Origin of the sequence: Microcoleus sp. MON1_C1 (genome assembly GCF_036701945.1) — a bacterium.
Taxonomy (GTDB): domain Bacteria; phylum Cyanobacteriota; class Cyanobacteriia; order Cyanobacteriales; family Microcoleaceae; genus Microcoleus.
Genome location: NZ_JAUBRO010000081.1, coordinates 1 through 18,847 on the forward strand (window position 1 = coordinate 1; position 18,847 = coordinate 18,847).

15 protein-coding genes and 3 pseudogenes are annotated in these 18,847 nt (G+C 45.1%); 14 read left to right on the top strand and 4 right to left on the bottom strand.

Annotated features, from left to right (window positions below; translation table 11 throughout):
- The 6 genes and pseudogenes from QUA62_RS27420 to QUA62_RS27450 form a co-directional block, all read left to right on the top strand.
- Window positions 1-595, top strand: a 595-nt coding sequence (locus QUA62_RS27420; RefSeq protein WP_333407995.1) for a hypothetical protein, incomplete at its 5' end; no start/stop codon positions are given.
- Window positions 596-861: 266 nt separating this feature from the next.
- A complete protein-coding gene (locus QUA62_RS27425; RefSeq protein ID WP_333407996.1) occupies window positions 862-1,566 on the top strand; it encodes a tyrosine-type recombinase/integrase in 705 nt (234 codons plus the stop codon).
- A gap of 799 nt (window positions 1,567-2,365) precedes the next feature.
- A pseudogene (locus QUA62_RS27430) lies at window positions 2,366-2,830 on the top strand (reverse transcriptase N-terminal domain-containing protein); the annotation flags it as partial.
- Between the two features lie 625 nt (window positions 2,831-3,455).
- Window positions 3,456-5,338: pseudogene (gene ltrA, locus QUA62_RS27435) on the top strand (group II intron reverse transcriptase/maturase); the annotation flags it as partial.
- Between the two features lie 18 nt (window positions 5,339-5,356).
- A pseudogene (locus QUA62_RS27440) lies at window positions 5,357-6,695 on the top strand (group II intron reverse transcriptase); the annotation flags it as partial.
- A gap of 49 nt (window positions 6,696-6,744) precedes the next feature.
- A complete protein-coding gene (locus tag QUA62_RS27450) occupies window positions 6,745-7,668 on the top strand; it encodes a GIY-YIG nuclease family protein (protein ID WP_333407998.1) in 924 nt (307 codons plus the stop codon).
- 235 nt (window positions 7,669-7,903) lie between these two features.
- Here the strand turns inward: QUA62_RS27450 and QUA62_RS27455 are convergent, their stop codons facing one another.
- Window positions 7,904-8,521, bottom strand: coding sequence for a hypothetical protein (locus tag QUA62_RS27455; protein WP_333407999.1), 618 nt, complete (start codon window positions 8,519-8,521; stop codon window positions 7,904-7,906).
- 165 nt (window positions 8,522-8,686) lie between these two features.
- Window positions 8,687-9,127, bottom strand: coding sequence for a hypothetical protein (locus QUA62_RS27460; RefSeq protein WP_333408000.1), 441 nt, complete (start codon window positions 9,125-9,127; stop codon window positions 8,687-8,689).
- Between the two features lie 468 nt (window positions 9,128-9,595).
- Between QUA62_RS27460 and QUA62_RS27465 the strand changes: the two genes are divergently transcribed.
- Window positions 9,596-10,789: a transposase gene (locus QUA62_RS27465; protein WP_333408001.1), complete on the top strand. Its 1,194-nt coding sequence runs from the start codon at window positions 9,596-9,598 to the stop codon at window positions 10,787-10,789.
- 47 nt (window positions 10,790-10,836) lie between these two features.
- Here the strand turns inward: QUA62_RS27465 and QUA62_RS27470 are convergent, their stop codons facing one another.
- Window positions 10,837-12,102: an alpha-L-fucosidase gene (locus tag QUA62_RS27470; protein WP_333408002.1), complete on the bottom strand. Its 1,266-nt coding sequence runs from the start codon at window positions 12,100-12,102 to the stop codon at window positions 10,837-10,839.
- Window positions 12,103-12,234: 132 nt separating this feature from the next.
- On the opposite strand from QUA62_RS27470, the gene QUA62_RS27475 reads away from it, so the two are divergent.
- The 5 genes from QUA62_RS27475 (at window position 12,235) to QUA62_RS27495 (ending at window position 16,258) form a co-directional block, all read left to right on the top strand.
- On the top strand, window positions 12,235-12,597 hold the full coding sequence (locus QUA62_RS27475) for a DOPA 4,5-dioxygenase family protein (RefSeq protein ID WP_333408003.1): 363 nt from the start codon (window positions 12,235-12,237) through the stop codon (window positions 12,595-12,597).
- Window positions 12,598-12,752: 155 nt separating this feature from the next.
- On the top strand, window positions 12,753-13,256 hold the full coding sequence (locus QUA62_RS27480; protein ID WP_333408004.1) for a hypothetical protein: 504 nt from the start codon (window positions 12,753-12,755) through the stop codon (window positions 13,254-13,256).
- A 66-nt stretch (window positions 13,257-13,322) separates the two neighbouring features.
- Entirely contained in the window at window positions 13,323-15,278 is a 1,956-nt protein-coding gene (locus tag QUA62_RS27485) for an AAA family ATPase (RefSeq protein WP_333408005.1), read from the top strand.
- A 127-nt stretch (window positions 15,279-15,405) separates the two neighbouring features.
- On the top strand, window positions 15,406-15,717 hold the full coding sequence (locus QUA62_RS27490) for a hypothetical protein (protein WP_333408006.1): 312 nt from the start codon (window positions 15,406-15,408) through the stop codon (window positions 15,715-15,717).
- Between the two features lie 46 nt (window positions 15,718-15,763).
- Window positions 15,764-16,258 carry a hypothetical protein gene (locus tag QUA62_RS27495; protein ID WP_333408007.1) on the top strand — a complete coding sequence of 165 codons (495 nt, stop codon included), beginning with the start codon at window positions 15,764-15,766 and terminating at the stop codon, window positions 16,256-16,258.
- Between the two features lie 344 nt (window positions 16,259-16,602).
- Here QUA62_RS27495 and QUA62_RS27500 read toward each other — a convergent pair whose 3' ends face one another.
- On the bottom strand, window positions 16,603-17,232 hold the full coding sequence (locus QUA62_RS27500; RefSeq protein ID WP_333408008.1) for a discoidin domain-containing protein: 630 nt from the start codon (window positions 17,230-17,232) through the stop codon (window positions 16,603-16,605).
- Between the two features lie 231 nt (window positions 17,233-17,463).
- Between QUA62_RS27500 and QUA62_RS27505 the strand changes: the two genes are divergently transcribed.
- Together QUA62_RS27505 and QUA62_RS27510 are read left to right on the top strand one after the other, a co-directional pair.
- Window positions 17,464-17,826, top strand: a complete 363-nt coding sequence (locus QUA62_RS27505) for an HNH endonuclease (RefSeq protein ID WP_333408009.1) — start codon at window positions 17,464-17,466, stop codon at window positions 17,824-17,826.
- A 461-nt stretch (window positions 17,827-18,287) separates the two neighbouring features.
- Window positions 18,288-18,794 (top strand): hypothetical protein, encoded by a 507-nt coding sequence (locus QUA62_RS27510; protein ID WP_333408010.1) that lies wholly within the window; start codon window positions 18,288-18,290, stop codon window positions 18,792-18,794.
- Window positions 18,795-18,847: the final 53 nt, after the last annotated feature.

An 18,847-nucleotide genomic window follows, 5' to 3' on the forward strand; every position in this document is an offset into this window, starting at 1 on the left:
TTCCCTTTCATTTATTATCAAACTTTCCTATTTTACCAGAGAAATCCATATTTACATCTCAAATGGAATTGCTATATGTGATTCAATTACAACTGCTATATCTCCCTTAATTTGTACTGAAACAGCTTGTAGAAACCGTACTAATCCTCCACAATTATTAACCCACTTTCTTAAAAATACCAAAGATTCAACTTATTACAGTGCTTACTTTCTTAAATTAAACTATGGCTGGCCTATTGGTGTTTCATATGTTATCAGGAATCATTTCTTCCATGATGGTGCTTTATGGGAGGGAAAAGATTTTTTTGCAGGTAAAAAGGTGGTAGATGGATTTGACATATCTCAACAAGGTTGGGATTTTCTAATGGGAGAAATGCAAAAAAAGCATAATTTAGATGGAAACCAACATCGTTTAAGTGCTTCATGGCCTTGGCATCGAAATAATCTGTTGAATCTGCTAGAACTTTGTAATGATGAAATTGATGAAGCTTTGAGTTGTTTGGTTGGGTGGTCTGTAGGGATGGCAACACTGCAAGCGCGTTATCTACTAGAGAGAGATCTTAGCGTAGTATCGCCGTCTTCCACATCTTTGTAACTCAACCTTGGCAATCAAGATATCAATCATTCTCATACCTTTCCCACGCGGAAAGTTTGAGTACAATCGCACCATAAACGTCTAAACTTCAAATTTTAATAAGAAAGAGTTAGAAAGATGATTGCACAGATGGAAATTGCTTGCGCCGTGCGATCGCCTCGACTTTCCCCTTGACCCCATCACTGCCACGTTAAGAAATCCCCCCGACCGATGCAGCAATGCAGTATTTGCGGCAAACTCTGTGGTATAGGGTCGAGTTTACCAAGATGAAGATAGAACGGCACGGGCAAGCCAAGATACTCACGCAACAGGAAATCGAGCTTTTGTTCAACAAAGGTTTGCTTTCCTCACGCGATCGCACCCTCTTCGGAGTTTGTCTCTACACGGCTTGTCGGATTGCCGAAGCTTGTTCCCTGGAAGTCATCGATATTTACACTGCCAGAGGTACAGTCCGACCTACAATCAACTTCCGCAAGGGCAACACCAAAGGCCAACTCCAAACCAGGACGATTCCTGTCATTGAAGATTTGCGAAGTCTCCTGACATCTTGGAAACCCAACGCGGGTCAGATTTACTTATTCCCCGGCCGCCACCCGAACCATCATTGGAAGCATCTGCACACCAACTCAGCGGATCAGATTTTGAGAGAAGCGTTCGATCGGGTTGGCATCGAGGGAGCCTCCACCCACAGCTTCCGTCGCACCGCCCTGACTCAGATGAGCAACGCCGGAATTCCGCTGCGGATTATTCAAGAAATCAGCGGTCACAGTAACCTCGAACAGTTGCAGCATTACTTAGAGGTGAAGCCGGATCAAGTCAAAGGAGCGATCGCTTCACTTTCCATGCTTTCCTACACGGGGAAAGGTACATTTTCCCCTGTAGAGGATGAATTGTCTGCTGTGCCGTTACCAAGAGAGCAACTGTCACAAGGCCTATCAGACTCGGAGCCTGAAGAAATTCCCGATTGGTGACGAGCAATTTTAGATTTTAGATTTTAGATTTTAGATTTTGGATGCAAGCATTAAAGTCACGCATCAAGAGCATCGAGTGCCGATCGCTTTCTTTCCCAAGGCAGAAGCCCTCACCCCTGGATTTGTTAAAATCGTTGGTCATGTGGAGCGGGTGCATCTCCAAAACCTGGTGCGATTCGTTTAACCTAAAATAAGCTGGAAAGCTTATGGAACGGTTAGCCCAGTTGATAAAAACTGGTGATAACTGATTACATTTATGGGTGAACCGCTGTGCGGTAAGTCCCATCCCTCAAGTGCAGAGGTGAAAGCATACCCCCTAGTTTGTTGGGTAGCAACCAATAGACTAAAGCGGGGTTAAAAGGCAGAACTACTGGTAGCCAAAACTGGTAACTGTTGAGCGAGAGTCCAAGCGTAGCGAAAGCAAAGATGTGTCTGAACCATCGTAATGTATGAATGGTGTAACGGCTCGCGTCAATGGTGAACCCGTAGAAAAAATACGGTAAGAATCCCTGACCAACACCAAGCCAAAAGGTAAGGATAGGGCATAAGTGGATCCGGATCTAACTTATAGGCACCGCCCGTAATCCCGGTGGAGAGCATCACAGCTAAAGACTCAATCAATATGTAATCGGAACGAAGTAACTCTCTTAAATCTCTGAATAGGTCGATGTTCAGTAAGTAGCTAACGAATGGTTTAAGGGAGAGGGATTGTATCAAAAGCGAATGCCTCACTGTAATGGTGTGGATATGCTGACAGATACACGGTATTTCCAAAGGAATAGAACAAGTAGCAAAGCATATATCTAAAACGCTGAACAATCAGACGGTGGAGTGGAAAGACATCAACTGGCGAAAGCTAGAACGGGTGACTTTTAAGTTGCAAAAGCGAATATTCCAAGCGAGTGAACGTGGTGATGTTAAAGCAGTTCGCAAACTTCAGAAGACCCTGATTAGGTCTTGGTCTGCAAAATGTATTGCTGTGCGTAGGGTGACACAAGATAACAAAGGTAAAAATACGGCTGGTGTGGATGGCGTGAAATCCCTGACCCCAAAGCAACGTACTAACCTGGTTGGTAAGTTAAAGTTGGAAGGCAAGGCAAAACCCACTCGTAGGGTTAATATTCCCAAACCCGGAACAACCGAAACTAGACCATTAGGGATACCCACAATCAACGATCGTGCATTGCAAGCGCTATGTAAGATGGCGCTAGAACCAGAGTGGGAGGCAAAGTTTGAACCTAACTCTTATGGTTTTAGACCAGGAGTGCGATTCGTTGGGTAGAAACTAGCCCTGAAATGGGTAGAGGATTACCCGCAAGTAACATAAGAACCTTGACAATTTGATAGTCATGTGGGTGAGAGAAAAGTATCCTAGAACCGCTCAAGTCCCACCCTCCAAGTGCAGGAGTGAAAGCACACAGAGCGCAGTTCTGAACTGTGTCCCCCAGGGTAGCGACTAGCCATCAATCCCTGAAGCGGGGGTGAAAGGTGTCAATGCTGGAAGCCTAATCTGGCAATCACCAAGCAAGAGTTCATGAGTAGGCATACGAAGGTACGTTTAACCATCGTCATGAAAAACCAGCGGAATCAGGCTTACACGCTGGGAGTCCCAAACAGGGCAAGGATAATGGGGAGTTGGCAATTCCTGGTTGACCAACAAGCACTTCCTCCAAACCCGGTGGATAGTACCGCTCTAAAAACTCTATCAATGGCTATCAGAAACGAAGTAACCTCTCGTAAGCTCTCAGTCAGGTCGATGACTGAGTAGGTGCTAACCGGATGCTGCGAGTAGGAAAGATTGAGTCAAAAGCCAAAGCCTGAAGTAATGTTCAGGATATGCAGACAGACTCACGATGTTTGGAAGATAGAGACTCAAGTAGTGAGTATAAATGTCTAAAACGAGTTTAAAGACTACGGTGGAATGGCGCTCGATTAACTGGCGCAAGCTAGAGCGGCGAGTTTACAAGCTCCAAAAGAGAATCTATCAAGCCTCTCAACGTGGTGATGTAAAGGCATTACGCAGACTCCAAAAGACGTTGATGAATTCTTGGTCAGCAAGAGCATTATCGGTTCGTAGAGTTACCCAAGATAACACTGGCAAAAAAACAGCAGGAGTGGATGGAATTAAATCTCTATCCCCAGCAGCTCGTTTGAAGTTAGTAAACAACTTAAAACTGGGTTCTAAGGTCAGCCCGACCCGGAGAGTATGGATTCCAAAACCGGGAACGGAAGAGAAGCGACCTCTAGGTATACCTACAATGAAAGACCGAGCCTTGCAAGCACTCGTCAAGATGGCACTAGAGCCTGAATGGGAAGCGCGATTTGAACCCAACAGTTATGGATTCAGAGCCGGAAGGTCATGTCATGATGCAGTTGAAGCAATATTCAACGAGATTAGGTATAAAGCCAAATACGTGCTAGATGCCGACATCTCCAAGTGTTTCGACCGCATCAACCATGTAGCACTGCTAAACAAACTTAATACATTCCCCACCATTCGCCGTCAAATACGAGCCTGGTTAAAAGCGGGAGTGATGGACAATATGCAGCACTACGAGACATCTGAGGGTACTCCACAGGGCGGGGTAATTTCCCCACTACTAGCAAATATTGCCCTCCACGGGATGGAACACCGGATTAAGCAAGCTTTCCCCAGAAGGACAATAGTCAAGAAAGGGAAATACTCTGGTTATCAATCAGGAGCAACATTAATCAGGTATGCAGATGACTTCGTGATTCTCGCGCGTTGACATAACCGTTGTCCAAAGATGCCGAGAGATAATCTCGGAATGGTTAAAAGACATAGGCTTGGAATTGAAGCCCAGTAAAACCAGACTGACGCATACCCTCTCAGAAATAGAGGGTGAAAAACCAGGGTTCGACTTCCTTGCTTTCAATATACGTCAGTTTCCCAAAGGAAAACACCAATCAGGTAAAAACACTCAAGGGGAAAAGCTAGGATTCAAAACCATCATCACCCCAAGCCAAAACAAGATTAAGGTACATTACGACCTCATCGCAAGAGTTATTGACGCCCAAAAGTCAGCACCGCAAGCGGCGCTAATCCAACGAATAAACCCCATCATACGGGGATGGGCAAACTACTATGCGACTGTAGTAAGTAAAGAAACTTACGCAGAATTAGACGACCTGGTGTATCGAAAACTTGTAGCTTGGGCAACCCACCGCCACCCAAAGAAATCAAAGTCATGGGTGTCAAAGAAATATTGGCAATCTATGGGCGGTGACAACTGGGTATTCGCAACCAGGAAAGAGGGTACAAGCCCACTTCGGTTACTTGACCATGCCGACACTCCAATAGTGCGTCATGTGAAAGTTAAAGGCGAATCGTCACCATACGACGCGAACCTAGTTTACTGGAGTACAAGAAGGGGTAACAACCCAGAAATGCCAATTAGGGTATCAAAACTCTTGAAAAGGCAAAAAGGGAAGTGCGCCCACTGCGGATTGTTTTTCCGTGAAGACGATGTGATGGAAATTGACCACAAAATCCCGAAATCGCAAGGTGGAAAGGATTCTTACGATAACTGGGAACTTCTACACAGACATTGCCACGATACAAAGACCGCCTCAGATGGCAGTCCCGGCAACAAATCCGGCTGCAATAGTGCCGAGCCTAAGCTCACCAAAAGACTTGAAAAAGTCGCAGACAAATGGGTAATGAGGTATGCGTGACAAGCACCAAATCATTGAGGAGCCGTGTGAAGGGAAACTTTCATGCACGGTTTTGAAGACCAGCGAGGCTGGTGACAGTCTCGCTGAGTTTAATAGAAGTTGTCAAGACGCAATTGGAGCAATATTTAACAGCATTAAACAAAAAGCCAAATATGTGCTTGATGCTGATATTGCTAAATGCTTCGACCGTATAGACCATAAAGCATTACTCACAAAAATAGCCACATTTCCTGCTATGAAACAGCAAGTAAGAACTTGGCTCAAGGCAGGATACTGTGACCAAGGAAATCTCTTTCCTACTAATGAAGGTACACCACAAGGTGGGGTAATTTCTCCATTACTTGCGAATATTGCCCTACATGGTATGGAAGCAAGAGTTAAGCAATACGCGGAAACACTAAAAGGAAAAAAACGGGATAACCGCGTTGCTCTTAGTCTAATCCGGTATGCAGATGATTTTGTGATAATCCATGAGGATTTGAACGTAGTCTTAAAGTGTAAAGAGATAATTGCTGATTGGTTAAATGATATGGGATTGGAATTGAAACCAAGTAAAACAAGATTAACCCACACCCTTAACGAAATAGATGGAAATGTTGGGTTTGAGTTCTTAGGGTTCCACATACAACAGCACAAAACAGGAAACTACAGATGTGCCGTTAATCCACACGGAACCCCACTAGGTTTTACTACACTAATTACACCTTCAAAAGCCAAAGTCAAAAGTCATTTATCAAAAATTGCTGAAGTAATAGACACCCATAAGAATGCCCCCCAAGCTACTTTAATTAGTAGGCTAAATCCAATAATTAGGGGATGGTAAAACTATTACTCAACAGTTGTTAGCAAGAGAACATTTAGCAAGGTTGATAAACTAACATACGATAAATTAAGAGCTTGGGCAAGAAGAAGGGGAAACGGGAAGATCAATAAGAACAAATACTGGAGAACAGTAGGCGACCGTAATTGGTGTTTCAGCACCGAGAATGGATTGGAATTAAAACAACATTCAGATACGCCAATCAATCGTAAGGCATATCCAAATAAAGGCTGTTGCCAGTCCATTTGATGGAAACTGGACTTATTGGAGCAAGCGAAGAGGTGAATACCCAGAAACTCCTAACAGGGTTGCATCCTTAATCAAGCGTCAAAAGGGTATTTGTCCTCACTGTGGTTTGTACTTTACCAGTACAGACATTGTAGAAGTTGACCATATTAAACCAACCTCGTTAGGTGGAAAGGATACCTACGACAACCTACAACTTCTGCATAAACACTGCCACGACACAAAGACTGCAACAGATGGGTCAATACATTCTAAAGAAAGTGTCAAAACCCGATAGCGTGTCTTGAATCGTATCCATAACAAGGATGGAATTATCAAGGAGCGGAATGATGCGAAAGTATCACGTTCCGTTCTGAAGGAGAGGTAGGAGTGGTAACGCTCCTATCGACTCTAACCTTTGAAGAATTTTTATAAATATGTGGCTAAAATTTGGTGTTGCTCCCGACGGTAACTTGGTGAGCATAGATGAAGTGGCGCGCGGAAAAACTCAGCTAACTTGTCTCTACTGCGGAGGCGGATTGACAGCAAAAAAGGGTTCCGTGAAAGAACATCACTTCGCGCATACCGAGGAAACTTGCAAGCCCGTGTCGCAGCGGATTAAAACCAAAGCTTTCCCATCGCTGCCTCTCTACGATAATTTCACCATCCAGCTGTATGGTGAGGAATTGGAGCAGTTGAAAGTGCTGTGGAAAGAGTACGGGGCCCAAAAGCGATCGATTCCCAAAGACTTGGTAAACTTTCGGTGGCAGTTGAAAGGATTGCTAGAGTCGGAGGGATCTCGCTCTTACCAGTTTACTGACTTGGGTAAAATCCCAGTGGGTGCGCTTCCCCTGGCGTTGTTCAACCAAGTCCAGGAACCGCTGCTGCTGTTGGAGCTGGCTTCGTTGGAAGGCTCTGTAGAAATTGCTGAAGCTGCGGGTTTATCTTGTTTAGAAGAACGGCGGGCTGACTTGCTGATTTATCGAGCGCAGCTTCGTCGGATTTTGGTGAATTCGCTCTATTTTCTGGAGGTCAAAGCGGACGGCCACTGCTTCTATAAAATTGTGGTGACAACTCGATCGATCTCCGAACGCATCGCGGAAGTGCAGCGGGATGTGAGGGCGCATTACTCGGATGTTGCCGTCAACTTACTAGGATTGTGGGAACACCGGGGGAATGTGGAGCTGTACTTCAAGCACCGATATCAACCCTTTAACTACCGGATTGGGAAACTGACGGAGTATTTTGTGTTTCCGAACGTCAAGGCGGTGCTGAATGATTTGTATGAGATGAAACCCAAAATGCTGAGTGATGTTGAGGTGGAGATGATCGGCGGCAGCGTGGAAAAGGATGTGAGTTAAAATTGAGAGAGCAGCGGGTTAGATAAGTGCGATCCACTTACAAACATAATTGATTGCAGTACAGTTACAAGTGTTGATTAAGCAACTATCACTAAGAAACTTTAGGTAATTATGAAACACCTTTTCGCTCCGAAACAAAAAGTATAATCGTGCAAAGACTGAATAATTTACTACCATAAAGCACCCCATCTGATTATACAACAAGCCTACAATGTTCGCTGGAAAAAAAGTCGAGCTAATCGCTCACTGAGAACGTGTTAATACTTTGTTGAAACGAGGGTATACGCTCTTCAAATTCCTCAGCACTGGTAGTGAATGCAACAGTCCACATATTGCTTCCCTGCTTAATCGTGTAGACTATCTGTTTGACAGATGTTCCATTCGGAATTATTGTTTCTGTCCCAATCTGACCTGCCTGATAGCCGCCAAGCGATACCTTCTTCTGCTCCACGACACGAATTTCGCTAGGTAATTGTTTGGTAATCATATCCAAGTATGTATCTGTCGTCACTGTAGATCCAACTGACTCTACAGCAATAGCGACATTAGTCAGAAAACCGGCTTTACCCACCTTCGAGTCATGAGCCCAAATGGCGTATGCGGATGGATTCTGTTTGAGAGACTGAGCTACCTGCTGATAGTAGGGTCCCCAAGATTCCAGCTCTTGAACCACCACGTCCAGATTTTTGCTGATATCTCCGCCCCTATAACTCTCCGGTAACTGCAATTGGGCACCGCGTCCCTCAAACTTTTTCCAACCTGGGATGGTGGTGGTTTGTGTGGCGGCAAACGGACTTGATCTTTGTTGAGAGGTTTCTGGCTGCTTGCAGCCTATGACTAGGCTTGGTAGCAACAGACAGAGTATCAGCAAAAAGTGTTTTTTATTCATGGAATTATAGTTTATACCCCAACTTGGTATCACTCATGATTGTATGTCTGAACGCAACTTGGTATGAGATTTGATATATTTTTGGTACTTCGGCGAATGTAACTTTAACACTTCTCTTTGTGATGAATTTCATCTAAATAGCCAGCAGATTGATTTATCTTGTACTTGGACACAGGTCACGGCCAGTTGGCGGTTTATGGCGCGCTTGTAGCTCTCTTCTTCAGAAATCCGTTGTAAGGTGGTGGGATGGCGGAAATATACCACACCGCAGACACCATCTATGGTCATGCTATCCTCGGCACAAGGTTTTTCTCCGCGCCCTTGTAATCCCCACGTCATTTTTGTTTGCCCGCCATCTTCCCAACGCAAAGTCCTTCCTCCGCCTCCAGCCCAAGAAACCGACTCATAGATGCAGGTTTGTTTAAGTTCTACTTTGTCTTGACGAAGCAACCAACAGGAAACAGATGCTCCCTCAATTCTCCCTGCGCGTGCAGGTGTGGCAACAATACCCAGTGCTAGAATCGGTAGGAAAACCGACAAAGTTTTTACGTTTTTATCCACGGTTAACATATTCGGAAATAAGGGGAGTGTCAGGCTTAGCAAGTTCTATTGTCACCATGACCAATCTATTACCAAACTTGTTGCCGAGCGCCACCAATACGCCAACTTTTGGAGAAACTGAACCAAACCCAACACGCCCCCAATCTCGAAGAGTGCGGTCGCTACACTTTCTATGCACACAACCCTAGCCCCCATTGCATCGGCTTGCCTAACTAATTATTTCGCGTTTCCTAATGTCAAGGTCGTGTTGCGGGGTTTGTACGAGAGGACACCCAAAGTGCGAGCGTGATATTGAGTTGGATGCCAAAAGCGACGGGGGTAGGAAGTGAAGAAGTGCGATCGCTACACTGGTTACCAAAAAATAGGGTCTAAAGCCCCGTCCTTATAGGACGGCTTTAATCTTCTTTTTAATTGTAAATATTTGTTAAATAAATACATTAAAAGGAATGGTATTTATGAATGTGGTAAAATAATTGCATGATAGTTTTAGAGTTTAAATTAAAAGGCAAAGCGGAGCAATATCGGGTCATCGACGAGATGATCAGAACAGCTCAATTTGTCCGAAACAAAACTCTAAAATATTGGACAGAAAATCAAGGAATTAAGTTAGTAGACCTGTACAAGCAATGCGCCATCCTGGCAAAAGAGTTTGAATGGGCGGGCAAGCTTAACTCGATGGCACGTCAAGCTTCGGCGGAACGTGCCATTTTCGCTATCCAACGTTTCTTTGCTAATTGCAAAGCTAAAAAACCAGGGAAAAAGGGATACCCGCAGTTCAAGAAGCATACCCGTTCTGTTGAATACAAAACTTCAGGATGGGAACTTTCTCCGGACAAAAGATGCTTGACACTTAAAGACGGTTTTGCCGCTGGCAAATTCAAGTTAATCGGCAGTCGGGACTTGCATTTCTATGCACCCGGTGAAATAAAACGAATCAGAATTGTGCGTCGTGCCGACGGCTACTACGCCCAATTCTGTATTAATGTGGAGCGGAAAGAGGAGCCTATTCTTATTGGAAAAGTTCTTGGAATAGATGTTGGATTAAACCATTTCTATACCGATAGTGATGGCAAAACGGTCGCTAACCCTCGCTACCTCCGAAAAAGTGAAAAAGCTTTGAAGAGATTGCAGAAGCGAGTTTCTCGAAAGAAGAAAGGCTCTGGTAATCGGAAAAAAGCAATTAATAAGTTGGGAAGAAAACACCTGAAGGTCACGAGGCAGCGTAAAGACTTCGCCATAAAGACGGCGTTGTGCGCGGTAAAATCTAACAATTTTATAGCCTATGAAGACCTTCAGGTTAAGAATATGGTAAAAAACCATAAGCTTGCTAAATCAATTAGCGATGCAGCTTGGTCACAATTTGCTCAGTGGTTGGAGTATTTTGGGAAAGTCTACGGTAAAACCGTGAGTGCTGTAGCCCCTCAAGACACCTCGCAAGAGTGTTCAAATTGTGGCAATCTGGTCAAAAAAACCCTGTCAACCCGAACCCATATTTGTGGTTGTGGAACGATACTCGATCGTGACCACAATGCCGCTCGCAACATTTTGGCGAAAGGGTTGAAGCAGGCAAAAATTAATTTAAATACGGCGGGGCACGCCGAAATTCACGCTTGCGGACAGACCGACCTCTACTCTTTGATGGCAGCATCAATGAGCAAATCGACTGGCTGATTCAAGAATCCCTGCGCCTTCAGGCCAGGGAGTGTCAAATCCTTGTTCTAAGTATCATTGGCTGGAGCAATATCAACTGCAATCACCGTAGCATAGGGATTGAGAGCTTCTTCAGGCACTTGAATCGTTAACTCCCCAAGAGGATCGGCACTTAACATAGAATCGACAATGGCACAGCGAGTTGAGTATTGTAATGATTCCCCTCCAGCGACTTGAGAAACGGCTTGAATCCGTTTAATGGGTACACCTCTTACTGTTACTGACTCGTAGGGCTTCATTAGCAAGTGTAGGTAAAAGCGATTGCCCCGCCGAGTAGAAGGGCCGTAGAATTGCCAAGGTTCCAGTCCAGGCTGTGTTCCTACGATACTCTGGGCATGAACAGCTATCCATGCTTCTACGGATTGCAACAAATCCAATTGTTCAGATTGAATCTGCCCATTGCCCGTAGGACTGACATTCAACAGCAAATTGCCGCCTTTACCTGCAACTTCACAGAGGGTATGAATAAGTTGGCGAGCTGACTTGAATTGGGTGTCCTTCGGGTTGTAACCCCAGCTTTCATTCAGAGTTAGGCAAGCTTCCCAAGTGCGTTGAGGCGGTTGGGGGGGAATGAATTGCTCGCAGGTATCGAAGTCTCCAAATCCAGGGAGGCGATCGTTGATTAGCAAATGCGGTTGCAGCGAGCGAATCATTTCATGTAGCTGTCTAGCTTGCCATTGCTCTGTTTTTCGCTCCCAACCGCCATCAAACCAAAGCAAGTCAATCTTTCCGTAGTTGCTCAACAATTCTCTGACTTGAGCGAACATAAATTCTAGGTAGCGCTCCCACTGAGAACTCGTTGGCTGTCGAAATTTCCCAAACTGATACGGTTTGTCGGCTTCTGTAAAAGCCGGGTAGTTAGGGTAATGCCAGTCAATCAAGGAAAAATACAACCCAATTCGCAAACCCTCCGCCCGCATCGCCTCCACAAATTCTCGGACAATATCTTTTTTGTACGGCGCATACTCGATAGAAAAGTCGGATTCCTGGGTATGAAATAAGGAAAATCCATCATGATGTTTAGCCGTCAAAATCACATACTGCATCCCCAAGCGTTTCGCTAAATGCGCCCAAGTTTGAGGGTTGTATTCAGTCGGATTGAAAGTTTGGGCGGTGCGGTGATAGTCCGCTACTGGAACATCTTGGCAGTACGGCAAGCTAAAGACGCCTCCCACCAACGGCCAAGATAATTCGTACCCACACTGGCTGCTGTGACTCCAGTGAACAAACATTCCCAATCGTGCTGTCTCAAACCAGTTGTTTTCTTGAGTCATTGGTTCACCCTGAAATATAGGCGGCATTGTGAAAGAGTAATGTTTACTCGCAGGTAAAATTAATAAGCTAGGGTATACTTCTTTGTTGGATTTGGCTGCAATGAACCTCCCCATAATACCCCACTGAAAATCATGAAAGCAGACACCATCGAAATTGTTGGTTTTCACGCACATATTTACTTTGACAGTGATAGCCGTGATGCTGCTGCGCGTGTACGCGAAGGATTGGCTCAGTTTGAGGTGCAGCTAGGGCGCTGGCACGACAAACCCATTGGCCCTCACTCTCAAGCGATGTATCAAGTTGCGTTTTTACCCCCGCAGTTTGGCAAAGTCGTTCCCTGGTTGATGCTCCACCGCGAGGGGCTAAATATTCTCGTCCATCCCGAAACAGGGGACGATGTGGCAGACCACACAACACATTCTTTGTGGCTGGGAGAAAAACTAGAGCTGAATGTCGAAGTTCTGCGACCTAGGACAGCCAACGCGAAGTTCTAAGTCATCGCTTTCTGCGGTGGATTGCTCTATGTAGAGCAAATACTACTTGCTAGGTTCGGTAGTCCGCAAACTAAATTATTTGCTCAGAGATATCGTTGATTAATTAGTCAAAAGCAGGCTAATCTTTGGCAATTGTAATTTATTTGAAGTAACAAATGACAGTCAAAGCTATTTCCGCCACCATCCTTCTAGGTGCAATTCCGCTTCATGTTTACCAGCTACCCGACGGTGGCTACAAAGTCGATGCAATTGGGGTTATGGGTGCGGTGGACAAAAAGGGCAGCGCCTTGAGCCGGTTTCTCACTGGGAAATCGCCCTTGGCTCTGCCTTTTGGCGGATATAATTTTACGCAAGCTCAAAGCATTCCAGTTGAAGGCAACGCTCAATTAATCAAGCCTATTCCCATTGCATTAGCTACGGCATACTGGCTCAATGAAGCAACCAAAGGCAACGTGAAAGCTCAAGCTTTAGTGCAAGCCAGCATGGCAGAATCCATCGAACGGCGGGCTGACACAGCATTCAGCATCAAGCGTACTGAACCAGAGTACAATCTGCGGTTTGGTGAATTCGTTGATTCGGTTATGTTGGAGAATCGGCAAGAGATTACGAACAGGAGATTGCCCGGTGACGATTTGTACTTGCCAGATGGGATTAACTGACCAGGAGTGCGATCGCTCCTGCAACTGCGCTAGTTTATTGATTAAAGTTTGCCCCGAAACACAGCTATGTACATCTCCCGTTTTCAGTTGCTTAATTACAAATCATTCCGGGATTCTGGGGTGTTAGAATTCCAACCCGGCATCAATATTATTGTGGGAGCCAACAATTCAGGAAAAACAGCGCTATTGGAAGCTTTGACCCTAAGTTTTAAGACCAGCCCGCACCGCAGTATCGAAACGCTTCCCCAACCCAATTCAACGCCGAACCGAGAATCAGTCGCCAAAGTAACTTTAATCTTCACAAAAGCAGAAATTCACAGCCTGTTCGATAATTTATCACCCAACTGTTATGTAGGATTGTCTTCGGCTGGCAATTCGTACTTGCCCGCATCCGAAGTGCTTGCTTTATTCCAAAAGTGGATGGACAATCCCAGCGATGTAGAGTTAACTGTTTCAAAATCGACGGCTAATTCAGTAAACCGGGATGGCATTTCAATCAAAGATTTAGATCCGGCTATAAAATTAACAGACTATCGACCAGAAAATTTTACTATCGGCTCTTCAAGAAACCGAAACAAAAATATTCTCAGAAAAGACGCTAGCGGTCGTTTTTCCTTAGACCAAGGAACTAATAAAACAGATTCTAGTTATACAGAGGAAGATTTTTTTGTAACGCTTTTTCACACATTCAGAGAGCGCGTTTCCCAATTGCAAGCCCAGCGGTTTGTTGGAGACTGCTCTGTGGGAAACGATGAAGAGCTTAATTCAAGGGCTTCAAACCTGGCTGAAGTTATTCATTTATTGGAATCGCCCAGTAAAAAAAAGTTATACGAAAGTTTCAATCAGCACGTCTCTACCATGTTTCCACAGTTTGAATGGGTTTCAACTAAAATTTTATCGAAGCAGACTCGTCAGCCTCCAGATCTTAAAATATTACTTTGGCCTACAAAAACTCTCGAAAGCGGTAGAGAAGACTTGGCATTTAGCTTGTCAGACTGTGGAACTGGTACCGGTCAAGTGCTGGCGATTCTTTACGCGGTACTGGCTTCCCCAGAACCCAGACCGATTATTATTGACGAACCCCAATCTTATTTGCATCCAGGGGCGGCCAAGAAGCTGATACAAATCCTCAAAGAGTTTCCGCAGCACCAATATTTTATTGCCACTCATTCGGCCGAGATTATTTCCGCTGCCAATCCCTCAACTATTGTGAAACTTCGATATGAGGACGGCAAAACCCAAGCATCAATGATGAATGCAAAAGATATTAAGGAACAGCGCTCTCTATTAGCCGAACTGGGGGTGAGTTTGTCTGATGTTTTCGGTGCCGACAGCATTCTTTGGGTGGAAGGGCCGACCGAGGAACTGTGCTTCCCGCTCGTATTGTCCAAGCTAGAGCCAAAACTCTTGACAGGAACCAAAATTGTCAGCATCAAAAACACGGGGGATTTATTGGGAAAGAAAGCTCACTTTGTTGATGTTATGTTTGACCTATACCAACGGCTCAGCGGTGGGAATAATTTGTACCCTCCTGCTGTAGGTTTTGTGTTTGACCGGGAAAATAGAACTAAACAGGATCTCGCGGATTTGCAGAAAAGGAGCTCGGAAGCAGTTCATTTTCTCGAAAGGTGTATGTATGAAAATTACCTGCTGCATCCCGATGCTATAGCAGCCGTTCTCAATCAAGACGATGCGGGACGAGAACACGCTCTTACCAGCGAAGCTGTTCGAGAAGGGCTGGAAAGCAATAAAGATAAGTTAAAGGAAAAGAAGGATTGTTTCTCTAAAGATGCTACTCCAGAGGAGCTATCAAATCCCCAATACGTTGACAAAAATATTAACGCAGCAAAACTGCTCGATCTGCTGTTTGCCGAGTTATCGTTCGCGCGGGTCAAGTTTAGGAAAACCAAACACTCAATCATGCTTACAGAATGGTTGCTTGAAAATAACCCAGAACACTTTGCCGAGCTAGCTCAATTTTTGCGAGGTATCCTTGACAAAGGTAAGGCAGCGGTGGATTGACGCGAGTGCGCTCGCCCATCAACTTTGAGCGGCTGTTACTGAGCAAATTCCACCAGCAGCCGGCGATCGCGTAAGAAATTTAACTGACGGGCATTGTTGAGGTTGTGCGCGGAAAAACTCAGCTAATTTGCCTCTACTGCGGTGGCGGACTTACAGCGAAAAAAGGTTCGGTGAAAGAACACCACGCAAGCCCACACCGGGGGAACTTGCAAGGCAAGTCAGCCAGCTACTCACAACTAAAGCCTTCCTCTGGCTTCCCCTCTACGACTATTTCAAAATCCAACGAGAGGGCGAGGAATTACAACAATTGAAAGTGCTGTGGAAAGAGTACGGTGCTGCTAATTGTCCGATTCCGAAAGATTTGATAAACTTACGAAGGCGGTTGTTGAGATTGCTAGAATCAGAGGGAGCTAACTTTCTGGGCGATTGCATTCCCTGATTGTGTCGCGGATAGAGAACACTTTGGAATTACAGCGCCAAACCTCATGACAGGATCTTTTCACTTGGTTTACAAAGAAATCTACAAAGACCAGTCGATTGAAATTTATTGTTTCAGTCAGTTTATGCCTGGTGGAATTGGCTCTTCTCACTACTATGCCATTATTGATGATTACACATTGCCTGGAAATTTTGATTGCCGCTCCCATAATCCTTTTCTTGCTTCGGAGGATACAGGAAATCAGCCAACTCCCGAGCATTCGTTGGCACTTGCAGCAGCCAAAGCTTATTGCGAGCGCGAGGCTGAAGCGCTAGAGCGACGCGGAGACGAACTACTTTCCCTCTCCCTATCCTATCGGGAAGCTAAAACCTTACTGCGTGCAATTAGAGTCGCTTGGAAGCACGAGCAAATTGCGACGCACAATTTGGGAGAACGAATAGAAGTTCTACTTCAAGAACCATCTGCCGTAGGACTTACACGCCCTACGAATTTATTATCTCGTGCATTAACAAAAATACGTCGTTCTCTTAGCATTGAGTGACTCTAGGCATAGGTCTGGATTTTGTTTAGCTTGTCTATTGCGACAGCCTTTGCACCGAAAGCAGGACAATTGCCCTTAAGGATCATTTATTCTCCGCTGCTATACAAAGGCGTGGATGAATTGTATTGCACAGATAAAAACAGAACAAGCCAATGGGACGGAAAGCTAAACTCAAGCAACTAATACCAATTCTCCGTGAACAATAGTCCGGACAGTTTTCAATCACTAACGGCAGAATGAGGGTTTGGGCCTTCTCAGTGAGGTCAAATGCTAACGGTAGAATGAGTGTTTCAGCCTCGGTTTCAAAAACTGTCCGGAGTATTGCTAAAAGACACTTAAACCTCTTACTTTTTTGGGGAGTAAGCCCGGAGTTGATGGAACGTCCCCCAACCATTCCATTGACCGTCTGGTGGCTCCCAATACTTGACATATCGAGCGGTCGTCGGGGGAATTGCAACATCAATATCAAGTTTATTGAAACTGGTATTTGGAGAGTAAGGATGGACTATCTCAGAAGCTAATCGCCAAGTTTTATTATCGGTTGAAACCTCAATGCGAAAGGTTAGGAAATTCTTAAACGCACCATCCCAATCAATATTGTAGCCAACACCGTTGAGTGAATAAACGGCACCTAAATCAACAATTTGAAAGGTGCCAGTGCCTTCATTGGTTCCGTTTCCCCACCGCCCCAGTTTTGGATAATTCGTTGTTGTTTGGTAATCAGCAGGATCGTTAGCATTAGCCCACCCAGGATAGGTAATCCCTCCGTTTCTGGCAATCACTCGTTTGCCCGCAGCTACGTTGATGCCTGATATCGGCTTCGACGAAGCAAGATTGCTCAGGGGTGCTGATTCCACTGCTGGCGGTGGAAGTGTAGGGGTGTTTGATACTTGTTGAATCGATTGAGAACAGCCAGCCACAGCTCCCGTAGCTAGGAAGATCCAAGCAAACCAGGCACACAATTGTTTCATCATTAGAGGAGGGACGATCGCCCCGGCAAATTAGGGATATTATTCAAGGATATGCTCGCCTCTGTTCTGGGGGAAACTAAAACCGAACCAAAAACCCAAACCCAACCCACAACCCCCACAGGTAGGCCATGCCCAAAATCCATGAGTGCGATCGCTTTTATGCCAGGAGAAGACGGTATTCTGAGTAATGGGAACAAAAGCGATCACCCTATAGAGAGATGAGCTTTGACGTTTATGGCAAAACCCAAAAGGTATCCAAAGAATTGGCGAGAGATTGCGTTATCCGTGAAAGAAAGTGCGCTCTGGCGCTGTGCTAAATGCAACCAACAATGCCTCCGACCCGGTAAGAAAAATGGCTTAACCAAGTCCGAACGCTGTGCCTTAACTTTGACCGTACACCACCGCAACCGGATACCGGAGGACAACCGCCCAGAAAACTTAATAGCCCTTTGTACTGCGTGTCATCTTTCTTATCACAACCGCGGGCAATCCAACGTCTCGCCTGGACAATTATCGCTGTTCCCCGATGATGGCATTGACTGGGATATGATGGATTGCTCTCTGGAATCGGCAATTGAAAATATCAGAGAATATTAAAGAATTAGCAGAACTGCTTCAACCCTTGCAGCAAGAAGATAAAAATCTGCACGGAACACGCGCAGATTCTCACCAATACAAACTGAGGCCAACGCTTGCGGAAGCCGAGTTGCAAAGTAAAGTTTCGAGCGGCAACATCAAATCAAGCTGCCCGAAGATTACCGTACCCAATTTATTTCTTTGAAGCTCCAGAACTCCCCGCTCAGCTTGAGTTAAACGAAGACAGGATAGTTATCAAAATCCATCTTTCGCCTTTCATCTTAGCCTAACCTTGAGATAGTTGCTATTTGTAGGAAGCGCAAAGCAACAGACACAAACCGAGATTTTTTCCTTGCAAGGCAGCCTGTACCCCGCCATTTGGAGGGGGCTATTTTAACTATCTAAAACCACCGGATTTGGTGAGGTCAGACTTAAACTGAAGCCAATACTATCATTTTATAACGTAATAAAAGCCAGCGTTTATGAAGAAAAAATCCTCAATACCAGATGCAATTCTGGCTATAGATTTTGGCGGCTTATCTACTAGAGTTTTCTGCCAAAGCTCGCAAGCAGGCAGTAAAGCAAGCTCCTTTGTAATGGAATCGCAGGTGGGGCCGGTGAGCCAAGACATAGCCAATTGTTTCACCAAACCTAACCTCGCATCAGCATCTCCCGAAAATATTGCTTGGGTGGCAATTGGCAATGAATGCCGAGCCGTTGGCTACCTGGCAGCATCGCAATTCAATGCTCACATCGGTTTGGCGGGGCTGAAGTACAGTAGCGCTTTGTACAAAGCTCTAGCAGCTTTGTGGGTAGTGTCGCGGAAGTTAGATTTAGGCAATCAATTTAGCGCTGCGATCTCCGTTTTCTTGCCCCCAGGCGAATTTAATGACTCCAAGCAATTTTTTGAGCTATTAAGCCAATACTCTGCTTCATTTGAAACACCCACCGGCAAGCTATCCGTCGGGAGCGTGTCACTTTTGCAATAAGTATAAATGCTTAAAAAAGCAGAATAGTAGCTTTGAGCTATTGTTGAGCAAAA

Excerpts from the sequence above, each read along its gene's own strand:
- QUA62_RS27500 (WP_333408008.1), bottom strand. The coding sequence starts at position 17,232 with ATGATGAAACAATTGTGTGCCTGGTTTGCTTGGATCTTCCTAGCTACG.
- QUA62_RS27470 (WP_333408002.1), bottom strand. The coding sequence starts at position 12,102 with ATGACTCAAGAAAACAACTGGTTTGAGACAGCACGATTGGGAATGTTT.
- QUA62_RS27505 (WP_333408009.1), top strand. The coding sequence starts at position 17,464 with ATGGCAAAACCCAAAAGGTATCCAAAGAATTGGCGAGAGATTGCGTTA.
- QUA62_RS27475 (WP_333408003.1), top strand. The coding sequence starts at position 12,235 with ATGAAAGCAGACACCATCGAAATTGTTGGTTTTCACGCACATATTTAC.
- QUA62_RS27450 (WP_333407998.1), top strand. The coding sequence starts at position 6,745 with ATGTGGCTAAAATTTGGTGTTGCTCCCGACGGTAACTTGGTGAGCATA.
- QUA62_RS27495 (WP_333408007.1), top strand. The coding sequence starts at position 15,764 with ATGACAGGATCTTTTCACTTGGTTTACAAAGAAATCTACAAAGACCAG.
- QUA62_RS27425 (WP_333407996.1), top strand. The coding sequence starts at position 862 with ATGAAGATAGAACGGCACGGGCAAGCCAAGATACTCACGCAACAGGAA.
- QUA62_RS27485 (WP_333408005.1), top strand. The coding sequence starts at position 13,323 with ATGTACATCTCCCGTTTTCAGTTGCTTAATTACAAATCATTCCGGGAT.
- QUA62_RS27465 (WP_333408001.1), top strand. The coding sequence starts at position 9,596 with ATGATAGTTTTAGAGTTTAAATTAAAAGGCAAAGCGGAGCAATATCGG.
- QUA62_RS27480 (WP_333408004.1), top strand. The coding sequence starts at position 12,753 with ATGACAGTCAAAGCTATTTCCGCCACCATCCTTCTAGGTGCAATTCCG.
- QUA62_RS27510 (WP_333408010.1), top strand. The coding sequence starts at position 18,288 with ATGAAGAAAAAATCCTCAATACCAGATGCAATTCTGGCTATAGATTTT.
- QUA62_RS27460 (WP_333408000.1), bottom strand. The coding sequence starts at position 9,127 with ATGTTAACCGTGGATAAAAACGTAAAAACTTTGTCGGTTTTCCTACCG.